This is a genomic window from Pseudomonas sp. HK3, from assembly GCF_052920985.1.
Genome location: NZ_JBREXD010000001.1, coordinates 1357757 through 1381902 on the forward strand (window position 1 = coordinate 1357757; position 24146 = coordinate 1381902).

19 protein-coding genes are annotated in these 24146 nt (G+C 42.1%); 12 read left to right on the forward strand and 7 right to left on the reverse strand.

From position 1 onward, the window contains the following. The first annotated feature begins 13 nt into the window (after window positions 1-13). The 7 genes from ACU6U9_RS06310 (at window position 14) to ACU6U9_RS06340 (ending at window position 11153) form a co-directional block, all read left to right on the forward strand. Window positions 14-1648: a response regulator gene (locus tag ACU6U9_RS06310; RefSeq protein WP_446734203.1), complete on the forward strand. Its 1635-nt coding sequence runs from the start codon at window positions 14-16 to the stop codon at window positions 1646-1648. Between the two features lie 8 nt (window positions 1649-1656). Next, entirely contained in the window at window positions 1657-2310 is a 654-nt protein-coding gene (locus ACU6U9_RS06315) for a sensor histidine kinase (protein ID WP_446734204.1), read from the forward strand. Between the two features lie 107 nt (window positions 2311-2417). Beyond that, window positions 2418-3431, forward strand: coding sequence for a glycine--tRNA ligase subunit alpha (gene glyQ / locus ACU6U9_RS06320; RefSeq protein WP_446734205.1), 1014 nt, complete (start codon window positions 2418-2420; stop codon window positions 3429-3431). Then, complete coding sequence (glyS, locus tag ACU6U9_RS06325; protein WP_446734206.1) at window positions 3431-5515, forward strand: glycine--tRNA ligase subunit beta; 2085 nt, start codon at window positions 3431-3433, stop codon at window positions 5513-5515. Before glyQ ends, glyS begins: the two co-directional genes overlap by 1 nt. A 165-nt stretch (window positions 5516-5680) precedes the next feature. Beyond that, window positions 5681-6235 (forward strand): D-glycero-beta-D-manno-heptose 1,7-bisphosphate 7-phosphatase, encoded by a 555-nt coding sequence (gmhB, locus tag ACU6U9_RS06330; protein ID WP_446734207.1) that lies wholly within the window; start codon window positions 5681-5683, stop codon window positions 6233-6235. Window positions 6236-6358: 123 nt separating this feature from the next. Then, window positions 6359-10462 (forward strand): GlyGly-CTERM sorting domain-containing protein, encoded by a 4104-nt coding sequence (locus ACU6U9_RS06335; protein ID WP_446734208.1) that lies wholly within the window; start codon window positions 6359-6361, stop codon window positions 10460-10462. A 148-nt stretch (window positions 10463-10610) separates the two neighbouring features. Beyond that, window positions 10611-11153, forward strand: a complete 543-nt coding sequence (locus ACU6U9_RS06340) for a hypothetical protein (RefSeq protein ID WP_446734209.1) — start codon at window positions 10611-10613, stop codon at window positions 11151-11153. Between the two features lie 73 nt (window positions 11154-11226). Here the strand turns inward: ACU6U9_RS06340 and ACU6U9_RS06345 are convergent, their stop codons facing one another. The 5 genes from ACU6U9_RS06345 to dnaA form a co-directional block, all read right to left on the reverse strand. After that, entirely contained in the window at window positions 11227-11559 is a 333-nt protein-coding gene (locus ACU6U9_RS06345) for a YegP family protein (protein ID WP_446734210.1), read from the reverse strand. Between the two features lie 96 nt (window positions 11560-11655). Continuing rightward, window positions 11656-14082: a DNA topoisomerase (ATP-hydrolyzing) subunit B gene (gene gyrB, locus ACU6U9_RS06350; RefSeq protein ID WP_446734211.1), complete on the reverse strand. Its 2427-nt coding sequence runs from the start codon at window positions 14080-14082 to the stop codon at window positions 11656-11658. Window positions 14083-14106: 24 nt separating this feature from the next. Beyond that, complete coding sequence (recF, locus tag ACU6U9_RS06355; protein WP_446734212.1) at window positions 14107-15192, reverse strand: DNA replication/repair protein RecF; 1086 nt, start codon at window positions 15190-15192, stop codon at window positions 14107-14109. Between the two features lie 252 nt (window positions 15193-15444). Continuing rightward, window positions 15445-16548 (reverse strand): DNA polymerase III subunit beta, encoded by a 1104-nt coding sequence (dnaN, locus tag ACU6U9_RS06360; protein WP_446734213.1) that lies wholly within the window; start codon window positions 16546-16548, stop codon window positions 15445-15447. Window positions 16549-16562: 14 nt separating this feature from the next. Continuing rightward, complete coding sequence (gene dnaA / locus ACU6U9_RS06365) at window positions 16563-17993, reverse strand: chromosomal replication initiator protein DnaA (protein ID WP_446735064.1); 1431 nt, start codon at window positions 17991-17993, stop codon at window positions 16563-16565. Between the two features lie 482 nt (window positions 17994-18475). On the opposite strand from dnaA, the gene rpmH reads away from it, so the two are divergent. The 5 genes from rpmH (at window position 18476) to mnmE (ending at window position 22473) form a co-directional block, all read left to right on the forward strand. After that, window positions 18476-18610: a 50S ribosomal protein L34 gene (rpmH, locus tag ACU6U9_RS06370; protein ID WP_283788779.1), complete on the forward strand. Its 135-nt coding sequence runs from the start codon at window positions 18476-18478 to the stop codon at window positions 18608-18610. A 5-nt stretch (window positions 18611-18615) separates the two neighbouring features. Next, window positions 18616-19005: a ribonuclease P protein component gene (rnpA, locus tag ACU6U9_RS06375; protein ID WP_446734214.1), complete on the forward strand. Its 390-nt coding sequence runs from the start codon at window positions 18616-18618 to the stop codon at window positions 19003-19005. Next, window positions 18968-19249, forward strand: coding sequence for a membrane protein insertion efficiency factor YidD (yidD, locus tag ACU6U9_RS06380; RefSeq protein ID WP_446734215.1), 282 nt, complete (start codon window positions 18968-18970; stop codon window positions 19247-19249). Before rnpA ends, yidD begins: the two co-directional genes overlap by 38 nt. A 6-nt stretch (window positions 19250-19255) precedes the next feature. After that, complete coding sequence (yidC, locus tag ACU6U9_RS06385; protein ID WP_446734216.1) at window positions 19256-20911, forward strand: membrane protein insertase YidC; 1656 nt, start codon at window positions 19256-19258, stop codon at window positions 20909-20911. Between the two features lie 188 nt (window positions 20912-21099). Continuing rightward, window positions 21100-22473 carry a tRNA uridine-5-carboxymethylaminomethyl(34) synthesis GTPase MnmE gene (gene mnmE, locus ACU6U9_RS06390; RefSeq protein ID WP_446734217.1) on the forward strand — a complete coding sequence of 458 codons (1374 nt, stop codon included), beginning with the start codon at window positions 21100-21102 and terminating at the stop codon, window positions 22471-22473. Window positions 22474-22542: 69 nt separating this feature from the next. On the opposite strand, the gene ACU6U9_RS06395 is transcribed toward mnmE, so the two are convergent. Both ACU6U9_RS06395 and ACU6U9_RS06400 read right to left on the reverse strand, forming a co-directional pair. Further along, on the reverse strand, window positions 22543-23376 hold the full coding sequence (locus ACU6U9_RS06395) for an N-acyl homoserine lactonase family protein (protein ID WP_446734218.1): 834 nt from the start codon (window positions 23374-23376) through the stop codon (window positions 22543-22545). 427 nt (window positions 23377-23803) lie between these two features. Then, complete coding sequence (locus ACU6U9_RS06400) at window positions 23804-24124, reverse strand: hypothetical protein (RefSeq protein WP_446734219.1); 321 nt, start codon at window positions 24122-24124, stop codon at window positions 23804-23806. Window positions 24125-24146 lie beyond the last annotated feature (22 nt).

Here is a 24146-nt window from a genome sequence, read left to right on the forward strand (position 1 = left end):
ATAGGGATAAGTTATGACCAATTTAGATGCCATGCTTGCTGGCAAGCGCATTCTTGCGGTGGATGACCTAGTTGAGTCACGTAGCGCAATGAAGAAAATGCTGGTCATTCTTGGTGCCACAAAGGTTGATGTGGCCATGGATGGGGACGAAGCCACCGAATTTATCCTGCATAACGACTACGACCTAGTCATAAGTGATTACAATCTTGGCCGTGGCCGTGATGGCCAGCAAATATTAGAAGAAGCCCGCTTTATTCGCCGTTTAAAAGCCACCACGACATTTGTCATGCTGACTGGCGAAAATGCCATGGACATGGTGATGGGTGCCATTGAATACGAGCCTGATGATTATGTTACCAAGCCCTTCACGATAGACATTATGCGCCAACGTTTAACTCGAATACTAACTATAAAAGAGCAGCTCTACCCAATTAATAACGCCATTGACCGACAAGCAAAAAAGGAAGTTCTGCAGCTTTGTGATGAATACATCAAGACTAAACCCAGACTTAAAAATAGAGTCGAGCGTATTAAGGGGCGCACACTCATGTCATTAAAGCATAATGATGAGGCGCTGGAGCTTTATACAAACATCTTAAAAGACCATGAAGTGACATGGGCCTTGCTTGGCAAAGCCACTTGTTTATTTCATAAGGGCAAATACAAAGAGTCTAAAGAATTACTCGAATACACCATTCAACAGCACCCCAAATATGTGCAGTGCTATGACCTAATTGCCAAAATTCACCTGAAAAATAAAGACCTGCAATCGGCTCAAAATATTTTAGTATCTGCAACCCAAGTCTCCCCCAAGCAAGTGCTTAGGCAAATGGAACTTGGCCGAATTGCCTTTGCCAATAAAAACCTCGAAGTCGCAGAATCAGCGTTTCGTCAATCGGTAAAATTAGCGCGTCATAGCTGCTATCGGTCTGTAAAAAATTACTTATCATTTGCAAAATCGGTTCAGCATAAAATTTCACCTACCAACAGCCGAGACACCCGCGCAGGCAGTGCGGATGCCTTCAAAGCCATTGAAGAGGTAAAGGCAATCTATTCCGATAGCCCAGAATATGTGCTTGAAGCCACCATCATTGAAAGCACGACCTTTACCAACTTAGGTAAAGATCTTGATGCAAAGGCCAGTGCCGATAAAGCCGAAAAAATATTGGCCGGAATCAATGATCCAAATAACTCAACATTGCTGGCCATGGCCAATGTTTTTATTGCCACTAAGCAACATGCCAAAGCGCAAGACTTACTCAATGAATTATCTAAATCTGAAAATCTATCTCGCTCAGAAGAGCGCGAACTTGAGCGCACAAAAAGTGAAATCAGTGAACAAGTGGTACGCGAATACACCACTGAGATTAACGACAAAGCCATTAGCTTTTTTGAGCGCGGACAACTATCACAGGCCATTGAGTTACTAGACCAAGCCACGGCTTATAAAGAAGCTGGGCTTGCAGTCTTACTCAATGCGATACAAGTAAAAATCACCTACATGGATCAACGTGCGGCATCCAAAGAAATGATTGATGATGTAAGCGATCTACTGCGCCGAGTGGGTGATATTCCGGCCAATGACGATCGCCATCAGCGCTGGCTACTACTTAAGAAAAGCCAAGAACGACTCGTTCGTATGATATAGGCAAAATAATGAGCTTTGATATTAATACCCTGTTAAGTGCCCAATTACATGATCTAAAAAATCAAATGCAAGCCTTGCTCAGCGTTGAGTCTGAGTTGATCGATGCGTTACAACTTAACCCCGAACAACAAGCTTTAATGGATAAACTACAAGGACACAGTAACAACTTAAGTCATCGGCTGATCGAGTTACTGTCTATTTTAAAAATTCAAAATCAAGCGTTTCGACCAAACGTTGATGAGCATTGGTTAATGGACAGCATCTCCCCATTAGCCTCAGAATTTTTGCAATTACACCAGCTAACCGTAAATGCACTCTTCGACAATGACTTTAACCAATTTTATGATGAGCAACTGCTTAACATTGCACTGCATAATGCCTGCATGAATGCTCTCCAAGCAGGCGCCAGTGAGGTCACCATTAATGTTGAAGATCATGACGACGGCCACTGGGTTATCATTATTGATGATAATGGTCCTGGCTTTGAAACAGACCAAATCGATGATCAAGCTGACTTCACCCCACACGGTGCTGATAGCGGCCTAGGTTTATATTTAATCGAACAAGCACTCCAAGCTCATAAGCGTAATGGTAAAACAGGCTCGGTTATCATTAACAACCTCCCCTCAAAGGGCGCTCAGTTGCGCCTCGTATTTCCTTAAATCTCGCCACATGACTGACTGCGCAAAGCCTAAGCAACACCCTAGTATCTAAGGCCCTTGGCCCGTATAATCGTGTGCTTTTCTGTTTCCAGATTCGGTAGGCCACAGTGTCCGCAAATAATTACGACGTAAAAACCTTTCAGGGGCTTATTGCTACCCTGCAAAACTTTTGGTCACAGCAAGGCTGTGTTATCAACCAACCCATCGATCTTGAAGTGGGTGCAGGTACTTTTCATACCTCAACATTCTTACGCGCCATTGGCCCAGAAACTTGGAACGCCGCTTACGTACAACCGTGTCGCCGCCCTACCGATGGCCGCTACGGTGAAAACCCAAACCGTCTACAGCATTACTATCAGTTCCAAGTCGTGATGAAGCCATCACCGCTGGACATCCAAGACAAATACCTAGAAAGCTTAAAAGTCATCGGTATTGATACCGGCGTTCACGACGTACGCTTCGTAGAAGATAACTGGGAAAGCCCGACGTTGGGTGCCTGGGGTCTAGGCTGGGAAGTGTGGCTTAACGGCATGGAAGTTACCCAGTTTACCTACTTCCAACAAGTGGGCGGCCTTGAATGCTACCCGGTGACAGGTGAAATTACGTATGGTCTTGAGCGTATCGCTATGTACCTACAAAACGTAGACAGCATTTTTGATCTGGTTTGGTGCTACGGCCCTGACGGTTCAAAAGTGACTTATGGCGATGTCTTCCATCAAAACGAAGTAGAGCAATCGGCTTACAACTTTGAACACGCCGATGTGGACTTTTTATTCCAAGCGTTCAACCAACACGAAAGCGATTGCGCGCGTTTAATTGAAGCGGGCCTTGCACTGCCAGCTTACGAGCAAGTATTAAAAGCCTCCCACGCCTTTAACATGCTGGATGCTCGTCACGCCATTTCTGTAACCGAACGTCAGGGTTACATTTTACGCGTACGTACCTTGGCGCGCTCCGTTGCCGAAGCTTACTTTAAATCTCGTTGTAAACTTGAGTTCCCTCTGGCACCTGCTGCCCTTCGTAATGAAGTGCTTGCCAATGTGGCCGCAGAAGAAAAAGCCGCCTTTGAAGCCGCTGCCAAAAAAGCCGCAAAAGACGCCAAGAAAAAGGGAGCCAAATAATGACGGATTCAAATATTGTTAGCCATGACTTTTTAGTTGAGATTGGTACCGAAGAGCTGCCACCAAAAGCATTAAAAAACCTAGCCGCTGCGTTTCAGGCCGGTATTGAAGCACACTTAAAAGCAAAAGAAATTAGTTTTGTAAGCAGCAAACTATTCGCTGCACCGCGTCGCTTAGCGCTTCGCCTTGAAGGTTTAGAAGCCCAAGGTAAAGACAGCAAAGTTGAAAAATTCGGACCGTATACCAATGTCGCAATTGGCGCCGACGGTAAACCGACCAAAGCCGCTGAAGGCTTTGCCCGTTCAAACGGTATCAGCTTTGATGAAGTTGGCCGTATTACTGATGATAAAGGTGAACGCCTTTATTACGCTCAAGACGTCGCCGGTGCTAAGGCCACTGACGAGTTACCGGTTGCTATTCAAGACTCACTGAATAAATTACCGATCCCTAAACGCATGCGTTGGGGTTCAAGCCGTATTGAATTCGTGCGCCCTGTACACTGGATTTTAATGTTGCTTGATAACAAAGTGGTTGAAGCTAACATCCTAGGTGTTGCATCCAACTTCTTTACTAAAGGTCACCGCTTTCACGCAAACCGTGAAATCGCCATCACTAGCCCAGCGGCTTATGAAGGCATCCTAAAAGACCAAGGCAAGGTGTTGGCTGATTACGAAGAACGTAAAACGATGATTCGCGCACAAGTTGAAGCCGAAGGCACAAAACTGGGCGGCGTTGCGGTAATCGATGAAGACCTATTAGACGAAGTGGCTTCTTTGAACGAATGGCCAACGGCCCTTGCGGGTAAGTTCGACACTGAATTCTTAGAAGTCCCGTCTGAAGCGTTAATCAGCTCAATGAAAGAACACCAAAAATATTTCCACGTGGAAACTAAAGACGGCAAATTAATGCCTAACTTCATCACAGTTTGTAATATTGAATCGAAAGATCCACAACAAGTGATCGAAGGTAACGAGAAAGTCATTCGTCCACGTTTAAGCGATGCAAAATTCTTCTGGGACACTGACCGTAAGAAAACCCTAGAAAGCCGTTTCGAAAAACTCGACACCGTTTTATGGGTACAAAAACTGGGTACGCTTAAAGACAAGTCTGAGCGTTTAATGAAGCTCGCTGCACAAATCAGCTCTGCAATGGGCGGCGATGTAAAACTCGCTGAACGCGCCGCTAAATTGTGTAAAACCGATTTACTCTCTGACATGGTTTTTGAATTCACTGACCTGCAAGGTCTAGCGGGTTCTTATTACGCGCAACACGATAGCGAACATGCTGAAGTGTGTGCCGCCATGAACGAACAATACATGCCTGCGTTTTCGGGTGATGATCTGCCTGCAACCGTAACCGGTACAGCACTAGCGTTAGCAGACCGCCTAGATAGCCTTGTAGGCTTATTTGGTATTGGCCAAATCCCAACAGGTGGTAAAGACCCGTTTGCGTTGCGTCGTGCCTCTTTGGGCGTGCTGCGTTTGTTAGTTGAGAAACAAATTAACATTGATCTTAGCGACTTAATCGACTGGGCCATTGATAACAACTGGCCAACCGAATTAAAAGCGGAAAACAAAGGCAAACTAACCGAATACATGTTGGATCGTTTCAGTGCTTGGTACCAAGACCAAAACATTCCGACGGTTGTTTTCCAAGCGGTTCGCGCTAAAGGCATTACGCAGCCATTAGATATTAATAAACGCGTTCATGCGGTTCATGCGTTCTCTAAACTAGATAGCGCTGAAGCATTAGCCGCTGCCAACAAACGGGTATCGAATATTCTGGCGAAAAATGATGCGTTTAAAGAAGGTGCAAAAATTAATACGGCACTTTTACAAGACGAAGCAGAAAAGAATCTTTGGAGTCAGCTTCAGTCTATTGGCCTTGAAGCCCAGCCACATTTTAATCGTGGTAATTACGAAGAATATCTAACTACCCTTTCCGCCTTAAGAGAGTCCATTGATGGTTTCTTTGATAACGTAATGGTTATGGCTGATGATGAAGCCGTAAAACAAAACCGTTTAGCTATTTTAAATGAAATTCACCGCCTGTTCTTCAAAGTGGCTGACGTTTCAACGCTTTAAGAACATCTGTAGGAGTCGCACCCTGTGCGCGAATTCAGAGGCCTGATAAATAGGCTTCTGATTAGATGGTGAGTAACGAATTGGCATTCTCACCATCTAATCTCCTAAACATAAATTAGATAATTTTGTTCGCGCACAGGGTGCGACTTCTACAAGGTTATTTTCATGTCTTCAACTCCCAACAAACTCATCATCCTAGACCGTGACGGCGTCATTAACTACGACAGTGACGACTACATCAAAACCGTTGACGAATGGATTCCCTTACCAGGCTCAATGAAAGCCATTGGTAAGCTTACTCAAGCGGGTTACAAAATTGCCGTAGCAACGAATCAATCAGGTATTGCGCGCGGTTATTTCAGCGTTGAAACGCTTAATGCTATGCATGAAAAGATGATTAAGCTGGTGGCAGAACACGGTGGCAAATTTGATTTTATTGCTTACTGCCCACACGGCCCAGATGATAAGTGTGACTGCCGTAAGCCTCTGCCTGGATTGATTCATCAAATTGAAAACGCTTTAGGTGTATCCGCAAAAGATTGCTACATGGTGGGTGATAGTTTACGTGACTTAGAAGCAGGCGTTGCTGCGGGTATGAAGCCAGTATTAGTTAAAACTGGTAAAGGTGAGCGCACGATAGAGAAAGGTTTTAAGCTTGAGGGCGTGATGGTTAAACAAGATTTATTAGAACTTGTAGAAAATTCAACCAACTTAATTTAAATCACGTTTTGGCCTTTTTTAAAATGCGGATATATTTGAGCTAAAACACTCTGACCTATAGAATCCATGGCGACTAATAAAAAGGATTCCGTCATGGATATAAGGAAAGCCCTGATTAGCTCCTTGCTAATCAGTTCTTCGGCGTTCAGCGCTGTTGATAATCAATTTATTAAATCTCTGGATGCATCTCGAATTACATTAGCAGGAAGCCTAGGTAAGGCTGCCATGTTTGCGGTGCAAGCAGATGATGATGATGATTTGGAAATTTTTACAACAGCATCAAGTATTGCTCATTATGATAATGACCGGAGGGATATTGGTAATGACCATTGGATACTACTTGACCGAAGTGCTAGTGATACAGATTACAACATAATTGCCAGAGGTGAATTGCAATCACCAGGTAATTATTATTTAGCGCCTAAAACCGTAAGAGCATACCTATCTAGCTTCCAAGTAAATCATCAAAAAATTCTATTAGGTCATGACAAAGGTAAACTCACCACAATAGAATTTGTAGATAACCCAGACTCAAATCAACATACCATTTTAAGTAACACACTGCTGCTAACCGATATTTTGCCAAATGAAGGGGCTGACCTAGGACTTGGATTCGACCCAAACGAAGACGGAATAAATTCAATTGTCTCTCTAACTGGCACAAATAAACAAGAGTATATTATTCTTTGTACAGATGGCTTAATTCACGCCTATGACGAAACACAAAAAAGCATCATTTCTTCTGTAAATTATGTAGAAATTGGTAAAGGGTGTTTAACCGGAAATATCGATTATGAAAAGGTTAACGACGAATATGATGAAGAGTTAATTGTTAGTACGGGATACGTTTATACCTTTAATGGGCTAAACTTTGTAGAGAAAATCGAATTTAAAAATACATTTGAATTCGATCCGAAAAATTCTCATTTGGCTAATATTGATGATGACCTAGCACTAGAACTACTTCAACAAATGGGTTCTACGGAGATAAGTCCAGACGGGAGTAACCTAGTTAGGAGTGCAGTGAATTACAAATCTCTAACGAATGCCTCTCCTTGGGTCCTTATGCCATCAACTGCAAATGCTGATTATCACTTCGATGTTGTTGATAGTGATGATAATGGAATTAGTGACATATTGTTCAATTACATTGATTATGAAGTAACACCTAATCAGGTTAAGATTGTGCAAGTGGCCTGGGATACAAACCTAGATAGCCATATTATTAAAAATGAAGTCAACTCACCTCTTCCTGAATTAGCCACTATTAAATACCTTCCTACAACTCTCACGAATGGTACACCGAGCAATTATTATTATTTTTTAGCGAATACTACTGGCGATACGCCTAGTGCGACTAAACACAACCCTTTAAATCCTTTGCTTTCTAGGCTAAATAGCGATTTGTCGGTTTCTTGGAGCGGTCTAATCAGCACTGCTGCAAAAAGTTTCGATATAATTGCTAAAACACAAGCCGATAATACTCTCAATGATTTCAACCTAGTCCAATTAGAGCAAGCTAATTTAGACGGCAATGAAGACTACTTCTTCACATATAAAAAGTTTGATATTACAAATTTTGACATGGTGGATATTATTCTGCCTGATTTTTTGGATAATGAGATCACATCCGTTAACGTACTATCTGCCTTTGATCTTGATGTAGATGGTATCGACGAATTACATATAGCAGGACAAGCTAGTTATACAACACCATCAGGCATTATCCTCAGTTCAAATCTAGATGGTAGTGACTATGGTCGCATAGATGCACTAAACAATATTACAAACATGCAGTTTGGGAATTATAATAATTCGTTAACACCCGACATATTTGCCTCAGAGTATGGGTATGAAGACGGAACATCTGTATCTTATTTATTTCATTTCGACAACATAAGCACCGCTCTCGGCAATTATGATACAGAAGCTTTAATTTTTTCAGAAAAAACTGATTTTAATAAGGCAATCCCTTTAAATATTAAAGGAGATAATAAACTTGAAATATTAGGTATCAATGATAAAAACTTATACTCATATAATCTAAACCCCTTAGATGGTGAAAACGACTCTTATCATTTAAACGGCCAAGACCTAAGTAACTTCACACCCATTAAGCTTCATAGCCGCGATTATAATTTTGCTTTAGCTTCTAGTGCTTCGGGATTGTTATACTTAATTGAACCAAAAAACATGGAAATATTGGTAGTAAAACAAGCATGCGATGAAGAATTTTCAATAATTAATAGTATTCGTGCTGATAATAATGCAGATGTTGCTTTAGCAGTTTGTGGCCAAACTTTAAAAAGTTGGTTTATAAGTTATGACGAAGAAATTCTAGATCATGGATATACCTTGGTTGATCTGCCTGATTATGACTTAGGTAATGTCACTACATACGAAGGGCAGATTATCCCCCTAACCACTGATGAGGGTATTTCCCTTATTACTCTATTTAAAAATCAATATCTTCGACTATCGATCAACAATGAAATGTTTAATGATGATGATGATGATGGTTACCTTAACTTTCAAGATCACTTTCCCACCGAAACTAGCCAATGGTCCGACGACGACTTAGATGGTCTAGGTGATAACCCAGCACCAGCCTCTAATCCAGACCCATCATTAAATGACATCGACAATGACGGTGTACTAGATGACGCTGATCCAGATAACAACCCTGAAAATGACTTTGATCCAAGCAACGATTCAGATAACGGCGCACCTATCTTTATCAATACTTTTGATACTGTTCATACTTCCTCTGCTAACACATTAACAACCATCAGTATTATTACTCCTACTGCTACCGACGTATTTGATGACCATAACGCTACAGACATACTTATTTCAGCGTCTACAAACGGGTTAGCATTAAGCCAAAAAATCGATAACCATGAGATTGATTTAGTTTCGGGACGTCATTCAATTTTGTGGAAAGCAACCGATAACGCAGGCAATACCACATCTGCTAACCAGATAGTAAACCTCTATCCAAGTGTTGCCTTTACACAAAGTACTTCCACTATCGGTGAAGGACAATCTTCAATAATTGAAGTAACACTATCCGGAGAATCGCCTGTTTACCCTTTTGATGTAGAAGTAACAGTAAACTCTACATCTGCTAATAACGCCGATGTGAACGAGGATATTACGACTAACTTGACCGTTCGTTTTGAAAGCAGTGAAACATCAAAAACATTCACGTTAAGTGCATTAGATGATGATATTGCTGAGTCTGATGAAACGTTAACGTTAAGTATTGCAGACACTTTTTCTGCAAACTCTTGGACAATTAATCCAGTTAAAAATACGCATATTTTAACTATTGTTGATGTGAATGAAGCACCTGTAGTCAGTATTGAAAGTGAACAAAATGGAGCCAAAACAACGTCACCTGATCATATCAGTGGCATCATAACTCTCTCCTCAATCGTAACAGACGCTAACAATATAGATGCTCATACCTATCTGTGGGACCTAAGCTCCCTGGGTCTTGGTAATAGTTTACTAAATACCGTCACAATTAGCCCTGAAGTGATCACGCCTGGGGTGTACACCTTCACGTTAACCGTCACAGATAACGGCTTACCTGCTAAATCAACCATGGCTACCTTTACGTTAAACTATATTTACGGGGATAGTGATGCAGATGGCGTAGCGGATAACCTAGATAAATTCCCTACTAACCCTAACGAATGGGCAGACAATGACGGTGATGGTTTTGGTGACGAAGAAGAAGACCGCTTCCCTGAAGACGCCACTGAGCATGCCGATGATGACAATGATGGCACAGGCAACAACGCTGACCCATTTGATGACAACCCTAATGAAACAAAAGACACTGATAATGATGGCGTCGGTGATAATTCTGATGCATTTCCAAAGGATTTTAACGAGCAAGTAGACAGTGATGGTGACAAGGTCGGTGATAATACCGATGCATTCCCTAAAGATCCTAGTGAGCAGTATGACTCAGACGGTGATGGTGTCGGTAATAATGCGGATGCATTCCCACAAGATCCTAAAGAAACAAAGGATTCTGATGGTGATCGCGTAGGCGATAATTCCGATTTATTCCCTTTTGATGCAAAGCGCAGTAAGGAAGAGAAAGTTGAGGAAAAAGAAAAGGAAGAAGACGGGTTTGGTTCCGGTGGCTCTCTTCCATTTTTCTGGCTATTGATACTTCTCCCTCTATTAATAGTGAAACGTAAAACGTATTAACCAATACTTTTATAAATCCTATCAGCTTTGTAAGTTGGTAATTACACTCAAGTTAACATTGATAAAGCCTTATGTTTACATAAGGCTTTTTTTATTATTCAAATATTAGTACCCTTACGCCCGTTATTAATACGAGTAAGGATACTTCGTGAAAACACCAGCTATTGCGTTAACTTGTCTTTTAAGTGCTTCTTTTGGCCATGCCTCCTCTGTTCATAACTACGTAGAAGCGGGCTTGGGTGCCAACAAATTATTTTCCTTTAATAACAAAACGAATGACACATTAAGCGATTATTCCGTCGCGCCATCCGTTAAGTTATTAGCAGGCAGTCGCTTGAATCAAACTCGTACATTATGGTTTGAACTAGGGTATAGCCATAATGGTGAAATGAAGTATCGAGATACAAAACTTTCAAGCCAATCACTTTTTACTGGCTTAAAGTTATCGACTGACCCTGTTAAAAATACGTCGATGTTTGTTCGTGGTGGTATTGGTAAAACATGGTCTGAATCTGCCACTGCGAGTGAAAGCACTGAAACAAATCAAAGCACCCACTATTATGGCGCAACAGGTGTTAGCTTTCGTTTAGATTACAAAAAATCAGTCGTTCTCGAATTACAACATATAAACGATGAGGGCTCTGACGAAGCCATTAATGGCCTATTTTTAAATTTTAATCAGTTTATATAATTTATATTTGAAATTTTTCACATAAAAAGCCCGCTTAAGTTTCACACCTAAGCGGGCTTTTTGTTGTCTCAATTTATGTTAAATCAAACACGCTTGAAACTAAACCGTTTGTTTTAACTGACTCTTTACCTGTATCACTGGATTGCTTCGAATGATACATTTGGCTAATCCCGATCGCTTCATGATTATCGGCGCGTAATACAAAATAAAAGCGTTCGTCTTGAGCAATTTTATCCACGAAGTTACCGTCAAATTGACTGTTTACTCGCACAGACTCGATGGCTTTTTCTGCATTATGCTTTTGAGTATAACCTTCACTGGCTAGAATAATCTCACCATTTGCTGCTTTTAGGTGGTAGTAGAACTGCTGATCTTTACCTATAAATATTTCGTATTTTCCTGACATGATATTCCCTTTCTTTAGACATAAAAAAACCGCTTAGTCAGACTAAGCGGTTTTTATCGAAACGTCTAATATATCGAAACAAAGATCATCGGCACATTAAAAATCTAAGTTCTCTACCAACAATGCATTGCTTTCAATAAACGCACGACGAGGCTCCACTTCATCGCCCATAAGCGTAGTAAAGATTTGATCCGCCGCTACCGCATCTTCAATCGTTACACGCAGCATACGACGCGCTTCAGGGTCCATGGTGGTTTCCCATAGTTGTTCTGGGTTCATTTCACCCAGACCTTTATAACGTTGAATACTGTAGCCACGACGGGCTTCATTCATTAACCAAGCCAGTACATCTTCAAAGCTTGTCACTTCTGATTTACGCTCACCACGTTGAATATAGGCACCTTCTTCAACAAGATCTTGCAAGCGTTCACCTAGTGAACAAATAGTTTTATAAATATTTGAATCAAAAAATTCATGGCTCAGTACGTAGTCAGTCGGGATACTGTGGTTAATCACTTTGATATCCGGCAAGAAGATATGACGTTCATTATCTTCAACCACCTCAAGCACCACACGGGAGTCATTACCTTTAGGATCATCAAATCGATTTTGTAGTTGCTCGTTCCAAGCTTCTACTTTTGCACGATCTTTTAAGTCTTCTTGCGTTAACTTAGGCATATAGATCATGGCTTTAAGTACACGCTCAGGGTATACACGACCAAGACGATCTATGTTTGCCAACACGCTACGGTAGTTATTAACCAGTTCTTCTAGCTTCTCACCGCTTATACCAGGGGCTTGTGCATTCACATACAAAGCAGCGCCATCTAGAGCGGTATTCGTTAAGTATTCTTCTAAAGCGGGGTCATCTTTGATGTATTGCTCGTGCTTACCGCGCTTGATCTTATAAAGCGGTGGCTGTGCAATGAAGATATGTCCACGCTCAATAATTTCAGGCATTTGACGGAAGAAGAAGGTCAATAGCAGTGTACGAATGTGAGAACCATCGACGTCGGCATCCGTCATGATAATGATACTGTGATAACGCAGCTTATCAGGATTGAACTCTTCACGACCAATACCGCAACCTAATGCCGTGATCAATGTCCCTACTTCAACCGACGACAGCATCTTGTCAAAGCGTGCTTTTTCTACGTTAAGGATCTTACCCTTAAGCGGTAAAATAGCCTGTGTGCGACGATCTCGGCCTTGCTTGGCAGATCCGCCGGCCGAGTCCCCTTCCACTAAGTATATTTCAGATAGTGCAGGATCTTTTTCTTGGCAATCCGCTAATTTACCCGGTAAACCTGCAATATCTAATGCCCCTTTACGACGGGTCATTTCTCGGGCTTTACGGGCGGCTTCACGAGCACGAGCCGCGTCCATCATCTTGCCAACTATTTCTTTGGCTTGCTGAGGCTGCTCTAATAAAAAGTCATTAAAACCTTTTGTCATTTCTTGCTCTACAGCGGTTTTTACCTCTGAAGAAACCAGCTTATCTTTGGTTTGCGAACTGAACTTAGGATCAGGCACTTTCACAGAAACAATGGCGGTTAAGCCTTCACGAGCATCATCACCCGTTGTGTTTACCTTGTTCTTTTTAGCAAGGCCTTCGCGTTCAATATAATTATTTAGCGTACGCGTTAAGCCACCACGGAAACCGGCTAAATGCGTCCCACCATCGCGCTGAGGGATGTTATTGGTAAAGCAATAGATGTTCTCGCTGTAGCTGTCATTCCACTGCATAGCCACTTCTACGCCGATACCGTCTTCACGAGAATCGCCATCTAAACGGAAGTAAAATATGTCGTTAACCGCGGTTTTATTCAGGTTTAAGTATTCAACAAAGCTTCTCAGGCCGCCTTCAAATTCGAACACATCTTCACGATCACTGCGCTCATCTTTTAATACGATGCGAACGCCTGAGTTCAAGAAGCTTAGTTCACGTACGCGCTTAGCAAGCTGATCGAAATTAAAATGAATATTGGTAAATGTAGCAGGGCTTGGGTGGAAATGAATCGTGGTACCCGTTACGTCTGAGTCACCGACTGTCGCCATAGGAGCATCCGGTACACCGTGGGTGTAGCTTTGCTCCCAGATTTTACCCGCTCGACGAATCGTCATTTTAAGCTTATCTGACAAGGCGTTTACAACCGAGACACCCACGCCATGCAAGCCGCCAGAAACCTTATAGCTGTTGTCATCAAATTTACCGCCAGCATGCAGCACCGTCATGATCACTTCAGCGGCCGACACACCTTCTTCTTCGTGAACATCAGTAGGAATACCACGGCCGTTATCACTCACGCTGATTGATTCATCAGGATGGATGATGACTTTAATTTCGCTACAGTGGCCCGCTAGGGCTTCATCGATAGAGTTATCGACAACCTCGAACACCATGTGATGCAGGCCGGTACCGTCATCGGTATCACCAATATACATTCCGGGACGTTTACGTACTGCATCTAGGCCTTTCAGTACTTTAATACTGGAAGAATCATAGGTGTTTTCAGTGCTCATGGATCAGACTCCTGGCAGAACTGTTTATTCTTGATTTAAGGTCCCATGTTCCACGTGGAACGTTTTAATAAGGCTTTGTGGGGACCAACAATCCGCTATTTGATCTGCTTCAACAGCGGTAACAAAGACCTGACATTCTAATTCTTCTAGGAGGCTACATAAAGCTTTTCTGTGGTTAATATCCAGTTCTGCGCATAAATCGTCTACAAGGAATATACAAGGGCGATTTGAGGCCTCTCTATAGATCTGTGCCTGTGCTAATTTAAGTGCGCACACGACCATTTTCTGCTGTCCACGAGATAGAACCTCCATTGCGGGCAGTTTATTCGCTTTAATGCGTAAATCCGCTCGCTGCGGCCCTAACTGGGTAAACCCCATTTTAAGATCGCTCAACCAGCTTTCTTCTAGTAATTCGTAGTAATCTCTATCTTTACCCCAACCCTGGTAAAACCCCATGGATATCCCTAAGTCAGGATTCAGCCTATCCATAAAATCATCAAATACGGGTTTCAGACGCTTAATATACATCTGACGGGAGTTGTTAATAATGTCAGCATGCTTAGCCAATGACTCGTGCCAAACTAACCGTTCTGTCTCGCTAGCCCCACCACTTCGTAATAATGCATTACGGGTTTGATGTGCTTTTTTAAAGTTACGCCATACATTGATAAAGTTAGGTTCCACGTGGAACACTCCCCAATCAATGTATTCTCGCCTAAGTTGAGGGCTCCCCTCTAATAAGCGAAACATTGTAGGATCAAGCAACTGAATCGGTAATATAGACGCGAGCTCTGCAGCACTTTGTAGCCATTCCCCATTAAGCTTAATACGACGCTCACCTTTAATATTCCGCTCAACACCTAATTGATAGTGGCTCTTTTGAACACACAGTTTGCAAAAGGCTGTTAAAGACTCAGTGCCATGCTGTATCAAATTCTTTTGTTTATGAGTCCGAAAACTTTTGCAGTAAGCCAAGTAATAAATGGCTTCTAACAAGCTGGTTTTACCCGAACCATTTTCGCCATAAATTAAATTGATTTGAGAGCTAGGCTCAAAGGAAAGCGGTGTTAAATTACGAACGCCTTGTAGCATCAGGCTATCAATACTCATAAGTCATTGAATCTAAATATGTTTTTGAGGGTATGTGCAGTTAACTTAAGCGTCATTGAGGTCACAAAAATAATAGAATCCACAGTTTTCTAGCAATAGTTATCAACAAAGCAATTCGACTTCACACTTCGTTCAGATATAAAAAAAGGACTGAGATGCACATTTTATAACGTATAAATGTGCACATTCAGTCCTTTATTAACGCAAAAGCTGTTGTATCAAAACAAGCAACTTTAATACTACATAGCCGCCTTACAGACGCATCGGCATAACAACATAAAGGGAATCGCCACCCTCTACTTCTTCCATTACCGCAGAAGAGTTTGCATCCGCCAGGGTCATCTTCATATCGTCGCCATCAAGCACCGACAATACATCTTGTAAGTAACTGACATTAAAGCCAATTTCTAAAGAGTCATACTGATAATCAACACCAATGCTCTCTTCCGCTTGCTCCTGCTCAGGGTTATTTGCAACCACTTGCAAAGAGTTTTCATCTAGCAGCAAACGCACACCACGGTACTTCTCATTAGAAAGTATGGCAGTACGTTGAAAAACATGACGCAACGCTTGGCGATCAGCAATCAATACTTTATTACCGTTACGGGGAATAACACGCTCGTAGTCAGGGAATTTACCGTCTACCAATTTAGAGGTGAACGTATACTCACCCACTTTTGCACGAATGTGGTTATTGCTTAACATCAGCTCAACGGTGGACTCTGGGTCCGTCATTAACTTAGCAAGCTCTAAAACCGCTTTACGCGGTACGATGACTTGAGTTTTGCCTTCCATTTCTAGGTCAACGGGTACACCACAAGTGGCCAAACGATGGCCGTCTGTGGCAACTGCACGTAGCTGATCGGCCTTAACCTCTAATAACAATCCGTTAAGGTAGTAGCGAACGTCCTGTTGTGCCATAGCAAAGGCAGTGCGATCAATAACACGGCGTAACTGCACCTGAGGCACATTAACGGTAATCGTCGCTTCAATATCGTCAACGTTAGGGAATTCATTGGCAGGTAAGCTCGATAATACAAACTTACTGCGACCCGCTTGTAATTGAACTCTGTGGTCATCTTGGCTAATCACAATGGTGCTTTGATCAGGCAGAGACTTACAAATATCCATTAATTTTTTAGCAGGAACGGTGATATCACCATCCACACCTGGTTCTAATAATTGCGCGCTACCCACCATTTCTACTTCAAGATCAGTACCTGTCAGTGACAATTGATCACCTTTAACTTCAAGGAGAACATTAGACAGTACAGGTAATGTTTGACGACGCTCAACAACGCCGGCAACCAACTGTAGTGGCTTAAGTAGGGCTTCCCTAGTGATTGTGAATTTCATGCCTTTCCCACTCTTTAACTGGTCAGTGACCGCAATAGGTTTTTATAATCTTCGCTGATGTCTGCGTTGATCTCACGCAGTTCTTTTATTTTGCGAACGCCGTGCAGAACCGTTGTGTGGTCCCGCCCACCAAAAGCATTGCCAATTTCAGGCAAGCTATGATTGGTTAATTCTTTACTTAATGCCATGGCAACTTGTCTTGGCCTGGCGATCGAACGAGACCGACGCTTAGATAGTACGTCGGACACCTTAATTTTGTAATATTCGGCAACGATACGTTGGATATTATCAATACTGACCTGCTTGTCTTGTAATGCCAATAGGTCTTTTAAGCTTTCTTTGATAAATGGCAACGTTATTTTAGACCCAGTGAAGGCTGAGTTCGCAATAACACGCTTTAAAGCGCCTTCTAACTCTCGAACATTGCTTCGAATTTTTTGTGCCACAAAGAAAGCCGCCTCATGAGGAAGATCGATTCCCTCTTGTTCTGCTTTCTTCATTAATATGGCAACACGAGTTTCTAACTCAGGTGGCTCAACCGCTACAGTTAAACCCCAGCCAAAACGACTTTTCAGTCGGTCTTCTAAGCCGTTAATTTCTTTAGGGTAGCGGTCACAGGTTAAAATCATCTGTTGGCCGCCCTCTAATAAGGCATTAAAGGTATGGAAGAACTCTTCTTGGCTACGCTCTTTGCCTGCAAAAAACTGGATATCATCGATCAATAAAGCATCAACAGAGCGGTAATAGCGTTTAAACTCATTAATCGCATTTAACTGTAATGCTTTTACCATATCAGCAACAAAGCGCTCAGAGTGTAAGTACACTACCTTAGCATTAGGGTTTTCACTTTGTATGTGGTTGCCCACAGCGTGCATTAAGTGAGTCTTACCTAGGCCAACACCACCATATATAAAGAGTGGGTTGTAAGAGCCGCCTGCGTTCTGAGAAACTTGCTGAGCAGCTGCATGAGCGAGCTGATTCGATTTACCTTCTACAAAGCTATCAAAGGTAAAACGTTTATTAAGACTACTTTGATGCTGAATGCTGCCTTCAACCTGAACTTTACGTTTAGGCTCTTTAATAGCAGAAGGCGCTCTTGTAGCCCTAGGGGTTCGTTCGGTTTTTTGGGTAGCAACAGCCTGCGCACGAGCTTCTGCTTTAGGTGCAGGTTTAATAGGCGCGGGGGCTATAAAAGCAGGTGTACTTGATTGAGCACCGATATCTAACTGGAAAGATAAAACCTGTCCACCGTTCAATTCTTCTAATAAAGATTGAATACGATTAGAGAACTTATCTTTCACCCAGTCTTTTACAAATCGATTAGGCGCAGACACAACCAAGCCAGAATCAGATTCACTGGCTCTTAGTGGGCGTATCCAGGTATTAAATTGTTGTGCTGGTAACTCATCTTGTAAGCACCTGACACATTCATCCCATAATGCCAGCACGGCAGGACTCCATCTTTAAACAGCAGAGCATTGTACCAATATTATTAAAGTTATCCACAGAAACTCGGCAAAAGTGCTGTGGATTACCTATGTGTATAGTCGGGATAGAAATGTGAATAACCGACGACTTTCAATGACATGTGTATAACCCCTGTTTTCATCAACAAGTTATCTTGTGCTTCTGCTCAGCTTTTACGCCTTATATACAAATGTTACTATCTCTGTAAAGCATTGTATTTAAAGGGCTTTAGCCTGTTATCCACAGAAAAGGGCTTTACCATTAATAATAACTAATCATAAATAAACATATAAAACATAAATATATATATTAATTAATAATACTTAACTAAGTTAAAAATCGAATTTCAGAAAAAATGAATTAAATACGAATTAACCAAAAGATTGATTGAATACATTGGCTGTTTTCAATACAATCCGCTCCCTTATTTTTATTGTTAATCCAGTTTGAGAGACAAGGCATGAAACGTACTTTTCAACCTAGCGTGCTAAAGCGCAAACGTACTCACGGTTTCCGCGCACGTATGGCAACCAAAAGCGGTCGTCAAATTTTGGCTCGTCGCCGTGCCAAAGGCCGTAAACAACTTACTGCTTAATCGCAATGACCAGCACGGTATTCCCGCGCCACGTTAGACTTCTGACGGCAGGGGATTATCGAAGGGTATTCGACCAAGCAGACGCCAAAGCCCAATCGAAGCAAATCCTAATTCTTGCAAGACGCAATGAATTAGGGCCTGCCAGACTGGGCTTAGTTGTGGCGAAAAAACATGCCAAGCGAGCCGTTGATCGTAATGAGATCAAACGTATTGTGCGGGAGAGTTTTCGTCATCATCAGTTCGAGTTAGAAAACTTTGATTGTGTTGTACTGTCGCGAGCCGGTGCAAAAGATTTGGATAAAACCGAATTAAGACACATGGTGGACCAACTTTGGACACGGTTAAGGCAAAAACCAAATGGCAACCGTTCCAGACAAAAACCACGTAAGCAATAAATCTTCGGTTTTAACCAATTTTATTGCCTTACCGATCCGTTTTTACCGCATTGGTATCAGTCCTTTGTTACCAAGTCGTTGCCGACACCTCCCTACTTGTTCAGAATACGCCCTCGAAGCACTAGAAATGCATGGTCCTTTCCGTGGTCTGTGGCTAAGTATTAAGCGAATTGGTCGTTGTCATCCTTGGGGAACCCATGGATACGACCCAGTTCCCCATAAAGAATTATCTAATAAGAGCTAATTATCAATGGATGCAAGAAGAGCAATCATTCTGATCGGCATAGCCGTCATATCGTATATGCTGGTATTGCAGTGGAATGACGATTACGGCAAGCGCCCTGTTACACAAAATGTAATGACGTCCCAGTCTAATGTATCGTCATTACCAGACATTCCTGCTGAGCAGTCGGCAAATCAAGATATTCCTGATGTCAGCAACGATGAGCCTAAGTTAGAACAGGCAAACATGGCTGTATCAACGGACTTAATCGAAGTGCAAACGGATGTTTTAGACATTCGAATTAACCCTAACGGTGGCGATATTGTTTATGCCGCGTTAAAAGCATTCCCACAATCACTTGAAGACAAGAACATCCCATTTGTTTTGTTAGAGCAAAACAATATGCGTACCTTTGTGGCACAAAGTGGTTTAGTTGGCCAAGACGGTATTGATAAAGGAAGTCGCGCATTATTTTCAGCCGCGAATACTCAGTATCAAATGACGGATGGCGAAAATGAATTGGTAGTAACGTTATCGATTGTTAAAAATAATGTCGCGATTGATAAAGTCTTTAAGTTCAAACGCGGTGAATATTTAGTGGATGTGGGTTATGAAGTGAATAACCAGTCTGCGAATACTTGGAAAGCCAATTTTTATGCGCAGTTTAAGCGTGATAAAAGCGCTGATCCTTCTAGCATGGAATCAATGGGGATGGCCTCGTATTTAGGCGCGGCTGTGACGCGCCCATCTGAGAATTACTATAAAATTGATTTTGATGACATTGAAGAAACCCGTTTTAAAGAAACCATTCAAGGTGGTTGGGCCGCTTTCCTTCAGCATTATTTCTTAAGTGCTTGGGTGCCAAATGCTGAAACATCCCACACCTACAACACACGCAAAGCGGGTAACAATTACATTGTGGGTTACTATGATGAAGCACTAAGTGTTGCTGCTGGTGAGCAATCTTCAACCTTTACCAGTTTATACCTTGGCCCTAAAGACCAATACCGTTTAGCGGATATTTCACCATATTTAGATTTAACGGTGGATTACGGCTGGTTATGGTGGGTGGCAAAACCATTGTTTTGGCTATTACAAGCGATTCATAGCGTTGTAGGTAATTGGGGCTGGGCAATTATTTTCTTAACTGTTTTGGTTAAACTAGCGTTCTTCCCATTATCAGCAACCAGCTATCGTTCAATGGCGAATATGCGCCGTGTTGCGCCTAAGCTCACAGCATTACGTGAACAGTACGGTGATGATCGTCAAAAGTTAAGCCAAGAAATGATGGGCTTGTATAAAAAAGAACGCATTAATCCACTTGGTGGGTGTTTGCCGATACTTGTGCAAATGCCGGTATTTATTGCACTTTACTGGGTGTTAATGGAATCGGTTGAATTGCGCCAAGCGCCGTTTATGTTCTGGTTACAAGATTTATCGATTAAAGATCCGTACTTTATTTTGCCATTGATCATGGGTGCGAGCATGTTTGTTCAAATGCAGCTTAACCCAACACCGCCTGACCCAATGCAAGCAAAAGTAATGAAGTTGATGCCTATCATCTTTACGGTGTTCTTCTTGTTCTTCCCAGCGGGTCTTGTACTTTACTGGGTAGTGAACAACTTGTTATCGATTGCGCAGCAGTATTACATTACTAAGCAAATCGAAAACGAAGCAAAGTAAAGTAAAAACGCTTAATGTTAGACGGGAGACGAGAGACACTGAATGTGTTTTTCGTCTCCCGTTTTTCGTTTTAATGAGAGCGTTCGTTGCCCCTTAAATTGTGCATTCTTTCTATTTACTTGCCTGTGCTAAAATAGCGCTTCCCGTCACCCTCTTTACGTTTATACATCAATTAAAGATTAAGAATTATGGAACTAGGTCAACTAAACACAGATACCATTGCCGCCATTGCAACCGCCCCTGGACGAGGTGGCGTCGGCATTGTGCGTGTGTCTGGGCCTAAAGCAAACGCCATTGCTGATCGCATGCTGGGTTTTGTGCCTAAAGCCCGTTACGCCCATTATTGTTCATTTAAAGATAAAACTGAGCAAACCCTAGATGAAGGGTTAGCTTTGTACTTTGAAGGCCCTCATTCGTTTACGGGTGAAGACGTGCTTGAGCTTCAAGGTCATGGTGGCCCTGTGGTGTTAGATTTCATTTTAAAGCGCGTGTGTGAGCTTGGCGCACGAACAGCTCGCCCTGGTGAGTTCAGTGAACGAGCGTTTTTAAATGACAAAATGGATCTAACACAAGCTGAGGCCATTGCGGATTTAATCGACTCCGCGTCTGAACAAGCGGCTCGTTGTGCCGTGCGCTCGCTGCAAGGCGCTTTCAGTAAGCGTGTTCATGCATTGGTTGAGAGTTTAATTGGCCTGCGCATTTATGTGGAAGCGGCCATTGATTTTCCTGAAGAAGAAATCGATTTTTTAAGTGATGGCAAAGTTGAAGGCGACTTAAAAGCCGTTATGACCAACCTTGCCAATGTGATGCAAGAAGCCAATCAAGGCACACTCTTACGTGAAGGCATGAATGTGGTGATTGCAGGACGCCCTAACGCAGGGAAGTCATCATTGCTTAACGCGCTTTCTGGCCGCGATACGGCCATCGTGACACACATCGCAGGCACTACCCGCGACGTACTGCGTGAACATATCCACATTGATGGTATGCCGCTGCATATTATCGATACGGCTGGATTGCGTGAAACCCCAGACGAAGTAGAAAGCATTGGTATTGAGCGCGCGTGGAACGAAATATCCCAAGCGGATCGTGTGTTATTAATGGTGGATGGCACTGAAACCACATCGACCGAGCCTCACGATATTTGGCCTGACTTTGTTGATCGATTACCGCATCCTGAGCGCATCACGGTTATTCGTAATAAAGCGGATTTAACCGGCGAAACGTCTGGATTTATGTCAAGCGAGGCCTCGACAGTTATCAGTATTTCAGCAAAAGATGGTGTCGGTATCCAAACCCTGCGCGAACATTTAAAAAGTGTTATGGGTTTTGATGCGGCTAGTGAAGGCGGTTTTATTGCGCGTCGCCGTCATATTGATGCGTTAAACCAAGCAAAAGAGTTTTTAGATAACGGCTTAGATCAATTACTTGGCGCAAGTGCTGGAGAGTTGTTAGCAGAAGACTTACGCATGGCGCAAAATGCACTCAATGAAATTACTGGCGAGTTCACCAGTGATGATTTACTGGGCAAGATCTTTGGTAGTTTTTGTATTGGTAAATAAAGATTAACGGTTTAGCTAAAATAAAAACGCAGCCTAAGCTGCGTTTTTTTATGGCTGATGCTAAAAAAATTATTGATAAAACTCAGGTGAATGCTTGATTGTTTGGTTTTGTTCAATGTCGTGTTGAATCCAAAACTGGGCATTTTTATTTTCTACAAACTGTTCAATTTTTTCCATTGCAGCAAGTGTTTGTTCTTTATCAAAATTAAAAGAAGGCACGCGTCTGTGCACGCGATTTTTTGTGAAGTGGTAAAGGTCACCTGATAACACAATAGGGCCTGTCTCATCTAGGTTAACAAACAGCACCTGATGCCCAGGGGTATGACCAGGTGCGGTTTTAATCACAACCTTACCATCACCAAACACATCGTAATCACCGTTTAATACTTTAATTTTACTTTTATCTAATTGCTCATAACTTGCAGGGTTAAACCCAAATTTAGTTGGGTCTTCACCAAACGCTGCGTCGTATTCAGCTTGTTGTATCAATAGCGATGCGTTGCCAAATAAATTCGCGTTGCCTGTGTGGTCGCCATGAAAGTGAGAGATAGCAATAAAGTTTATGTTGTCAGGGTTTACATCTATGGCCGCGAGTTGCTCTGATAATGGATGAGTAACGGTTAATTTTAATTTACCGCCAAATGCTTCAATCCCTTCAGGACCAAGTGCGTCTGCTAATCCTGCATCCCAAATCATGGACCCTTTTTTATGTTGGATAAGGTAACAACTATCAGTGAGGTGTTTGGTCTGGCCTTCGTCAACACCGGGAGAGAAAATAGAAATGTCTCTCACTTCAACATGGCCGCAATCAAATACATGCAACGTTAAATCGGGTTCATTAGAACTGCAGGCACTGAGTAGCACGGTTGAAAAAAGCGCTAATGTAAATGGTTTGAATTTCATAACGTATTCCTTACGAATGCTAATGCTGAACAAAAGCGTATTGTGTGAAATTTTTTGGCGGTTGTTATGTGAAAGATGAATGAATATTAGATTCATGTCTATCTATCCACAAAATATAAACTGTTAGTAAAGTGTTGATAGCCTTTTACTAACCTATTGATGACTTAAAGCCATATGACGATTCATTCAAAATAATTGAGGCAAAAATCGCCGATAATGGATTAAAAAGAGCCTGTGTATAAGCTGTTAGTTAGTGTGGGTAAGTATAAAATTAAGCTGTGGATAGTTGTATTTAGACCTGAAAAACCTAGGTTATCTCAAATTTGTGGATAACCATGATTATTTACAGATATGCACACTGGTTTGTGATCCTTGAATTTTGATTATTGAGTGTGGATATATTTATGCATCACAAAAAGGTCATAAGTTATTTATCCACAGATTGCCCTGTAGATAAGTTGGGGGTAACTTCTATACGGCCATTTATAGTGGTGTAATCAAGGCCTATAATGCGATTAAGAACACCAAGAAAGCTGGTCATATCATCTGGCGTGCTGATAAGGGTATCAATGCTGGCACCTTGGGGCATAAGGGCCATGGCTCTTTCTTGGCTATCACCACCGGGTATTTGTAAAAAGAGAAAATTGAAGTTTTCTGCGTGGGCCATAAAGGTTGAGTCAGTGGTACGCAAGCCTGAGCAACCTGTTAATAGACTAAAAGCTACGATGCTAAGAATGAAAGGTTTCATATTTGTTGCCTAGTAAAGTGGG

Coding starts and splice junctions, on each gene's coding strand:
- ACU6U9_RS06310 (WP_446734203.1), top strand. CDS start 14: ATGACCAATTTAGATGCCATGCTTGCTGGCAAGCGCATTCTTGCGGTG.
- ACU6U9_RS06315 (WP_446734204.1), top strand. CDS start 1,657: ATGAGCTTTGATATTAATACCCTGTTAAGTGCCCAATTACATGATCTA.
- glyS (WP_446734206.1), top strand. CDS start 3,431: ATGACGGATTCAAATATTGTTAGCCATGACTTTTTAGTTGAGATTGGT.
- gmhB (WP_446734207.1), top strand. CDS start 5,681: ATGTCTTCAACTCCCAACAAACTCATCATCCTAGACCGTGACGGCGTC.
- ACU6U9_RS06345 (WP_446734210.1), bottom strand. CDS start 11,559: ATGTCAGGAAAATACGAAATATTTATAGGTAAAGATCAGCAGTTCTAC.
- gyrB (WP_446734211.1), bottom strand. CDS start 14,082: ATGAGCACTGAAAACACCTATGATTCTTCCAGTATTAAAGTACTGAAA.
- recF (WP_446734212.1), bottom strand. CDS start 15,192: ATGAGTATTGATAGCCTGATGCTACAAGGCGTTCGTAATTTAACACCG.
- dnaN (WP_446734213.1), bottom strand. CDS start 16,548: ATGAAATTCACAATCACTAGGGAAGCCCTACTTAAGCCACTACAGTTG.
- rpmH (WP_283788779.1), top strand. CDS start 18,476: ATGAAACGTACTTTTCAACCTAGCGTGCTAAAGCGCAAACGTACTCAC.
- rnpA (WP_446734214.1), top strand. CDS start 18,616: ATGACCAGCACGGTATTCCCGCGCCACGTTAGACTTCTGACGGCAGGG.
- yidD (WP_446734215.1), top strand. CDS start 18,968: ATGGCAACCGTTCCAGACAAAAACCACGTAAGCAATAAATCTTCGGTT.
- yidC (WP_446734216.1), top strand. CDS start 19,256: ATGGATGCAAGAAGAGCAATCATTCTGATCGGCATAGCCGTCATATCG.
- mnmE (WP_446734217.1), top strand. CDS start 21,100: ATGGAACTAGGTCAACTAAACACAGATACCATTGCCGCCATTGCAACC.
- ACU6U9_RS06395 (WP_446734218.1), bottom strand. CDS start 23,376: ATGAAATTCAAACCATTTACATTAGCGCTTTTTTCAACCGTGCTACTC.
- ACU6U9_RS06400 (WP_446734219.1), bottom strand. CDS start 24,124: ATGAAACCTTTCATTCTTAGCATCGTAGCTTTTAGTCTATTAACAGGT.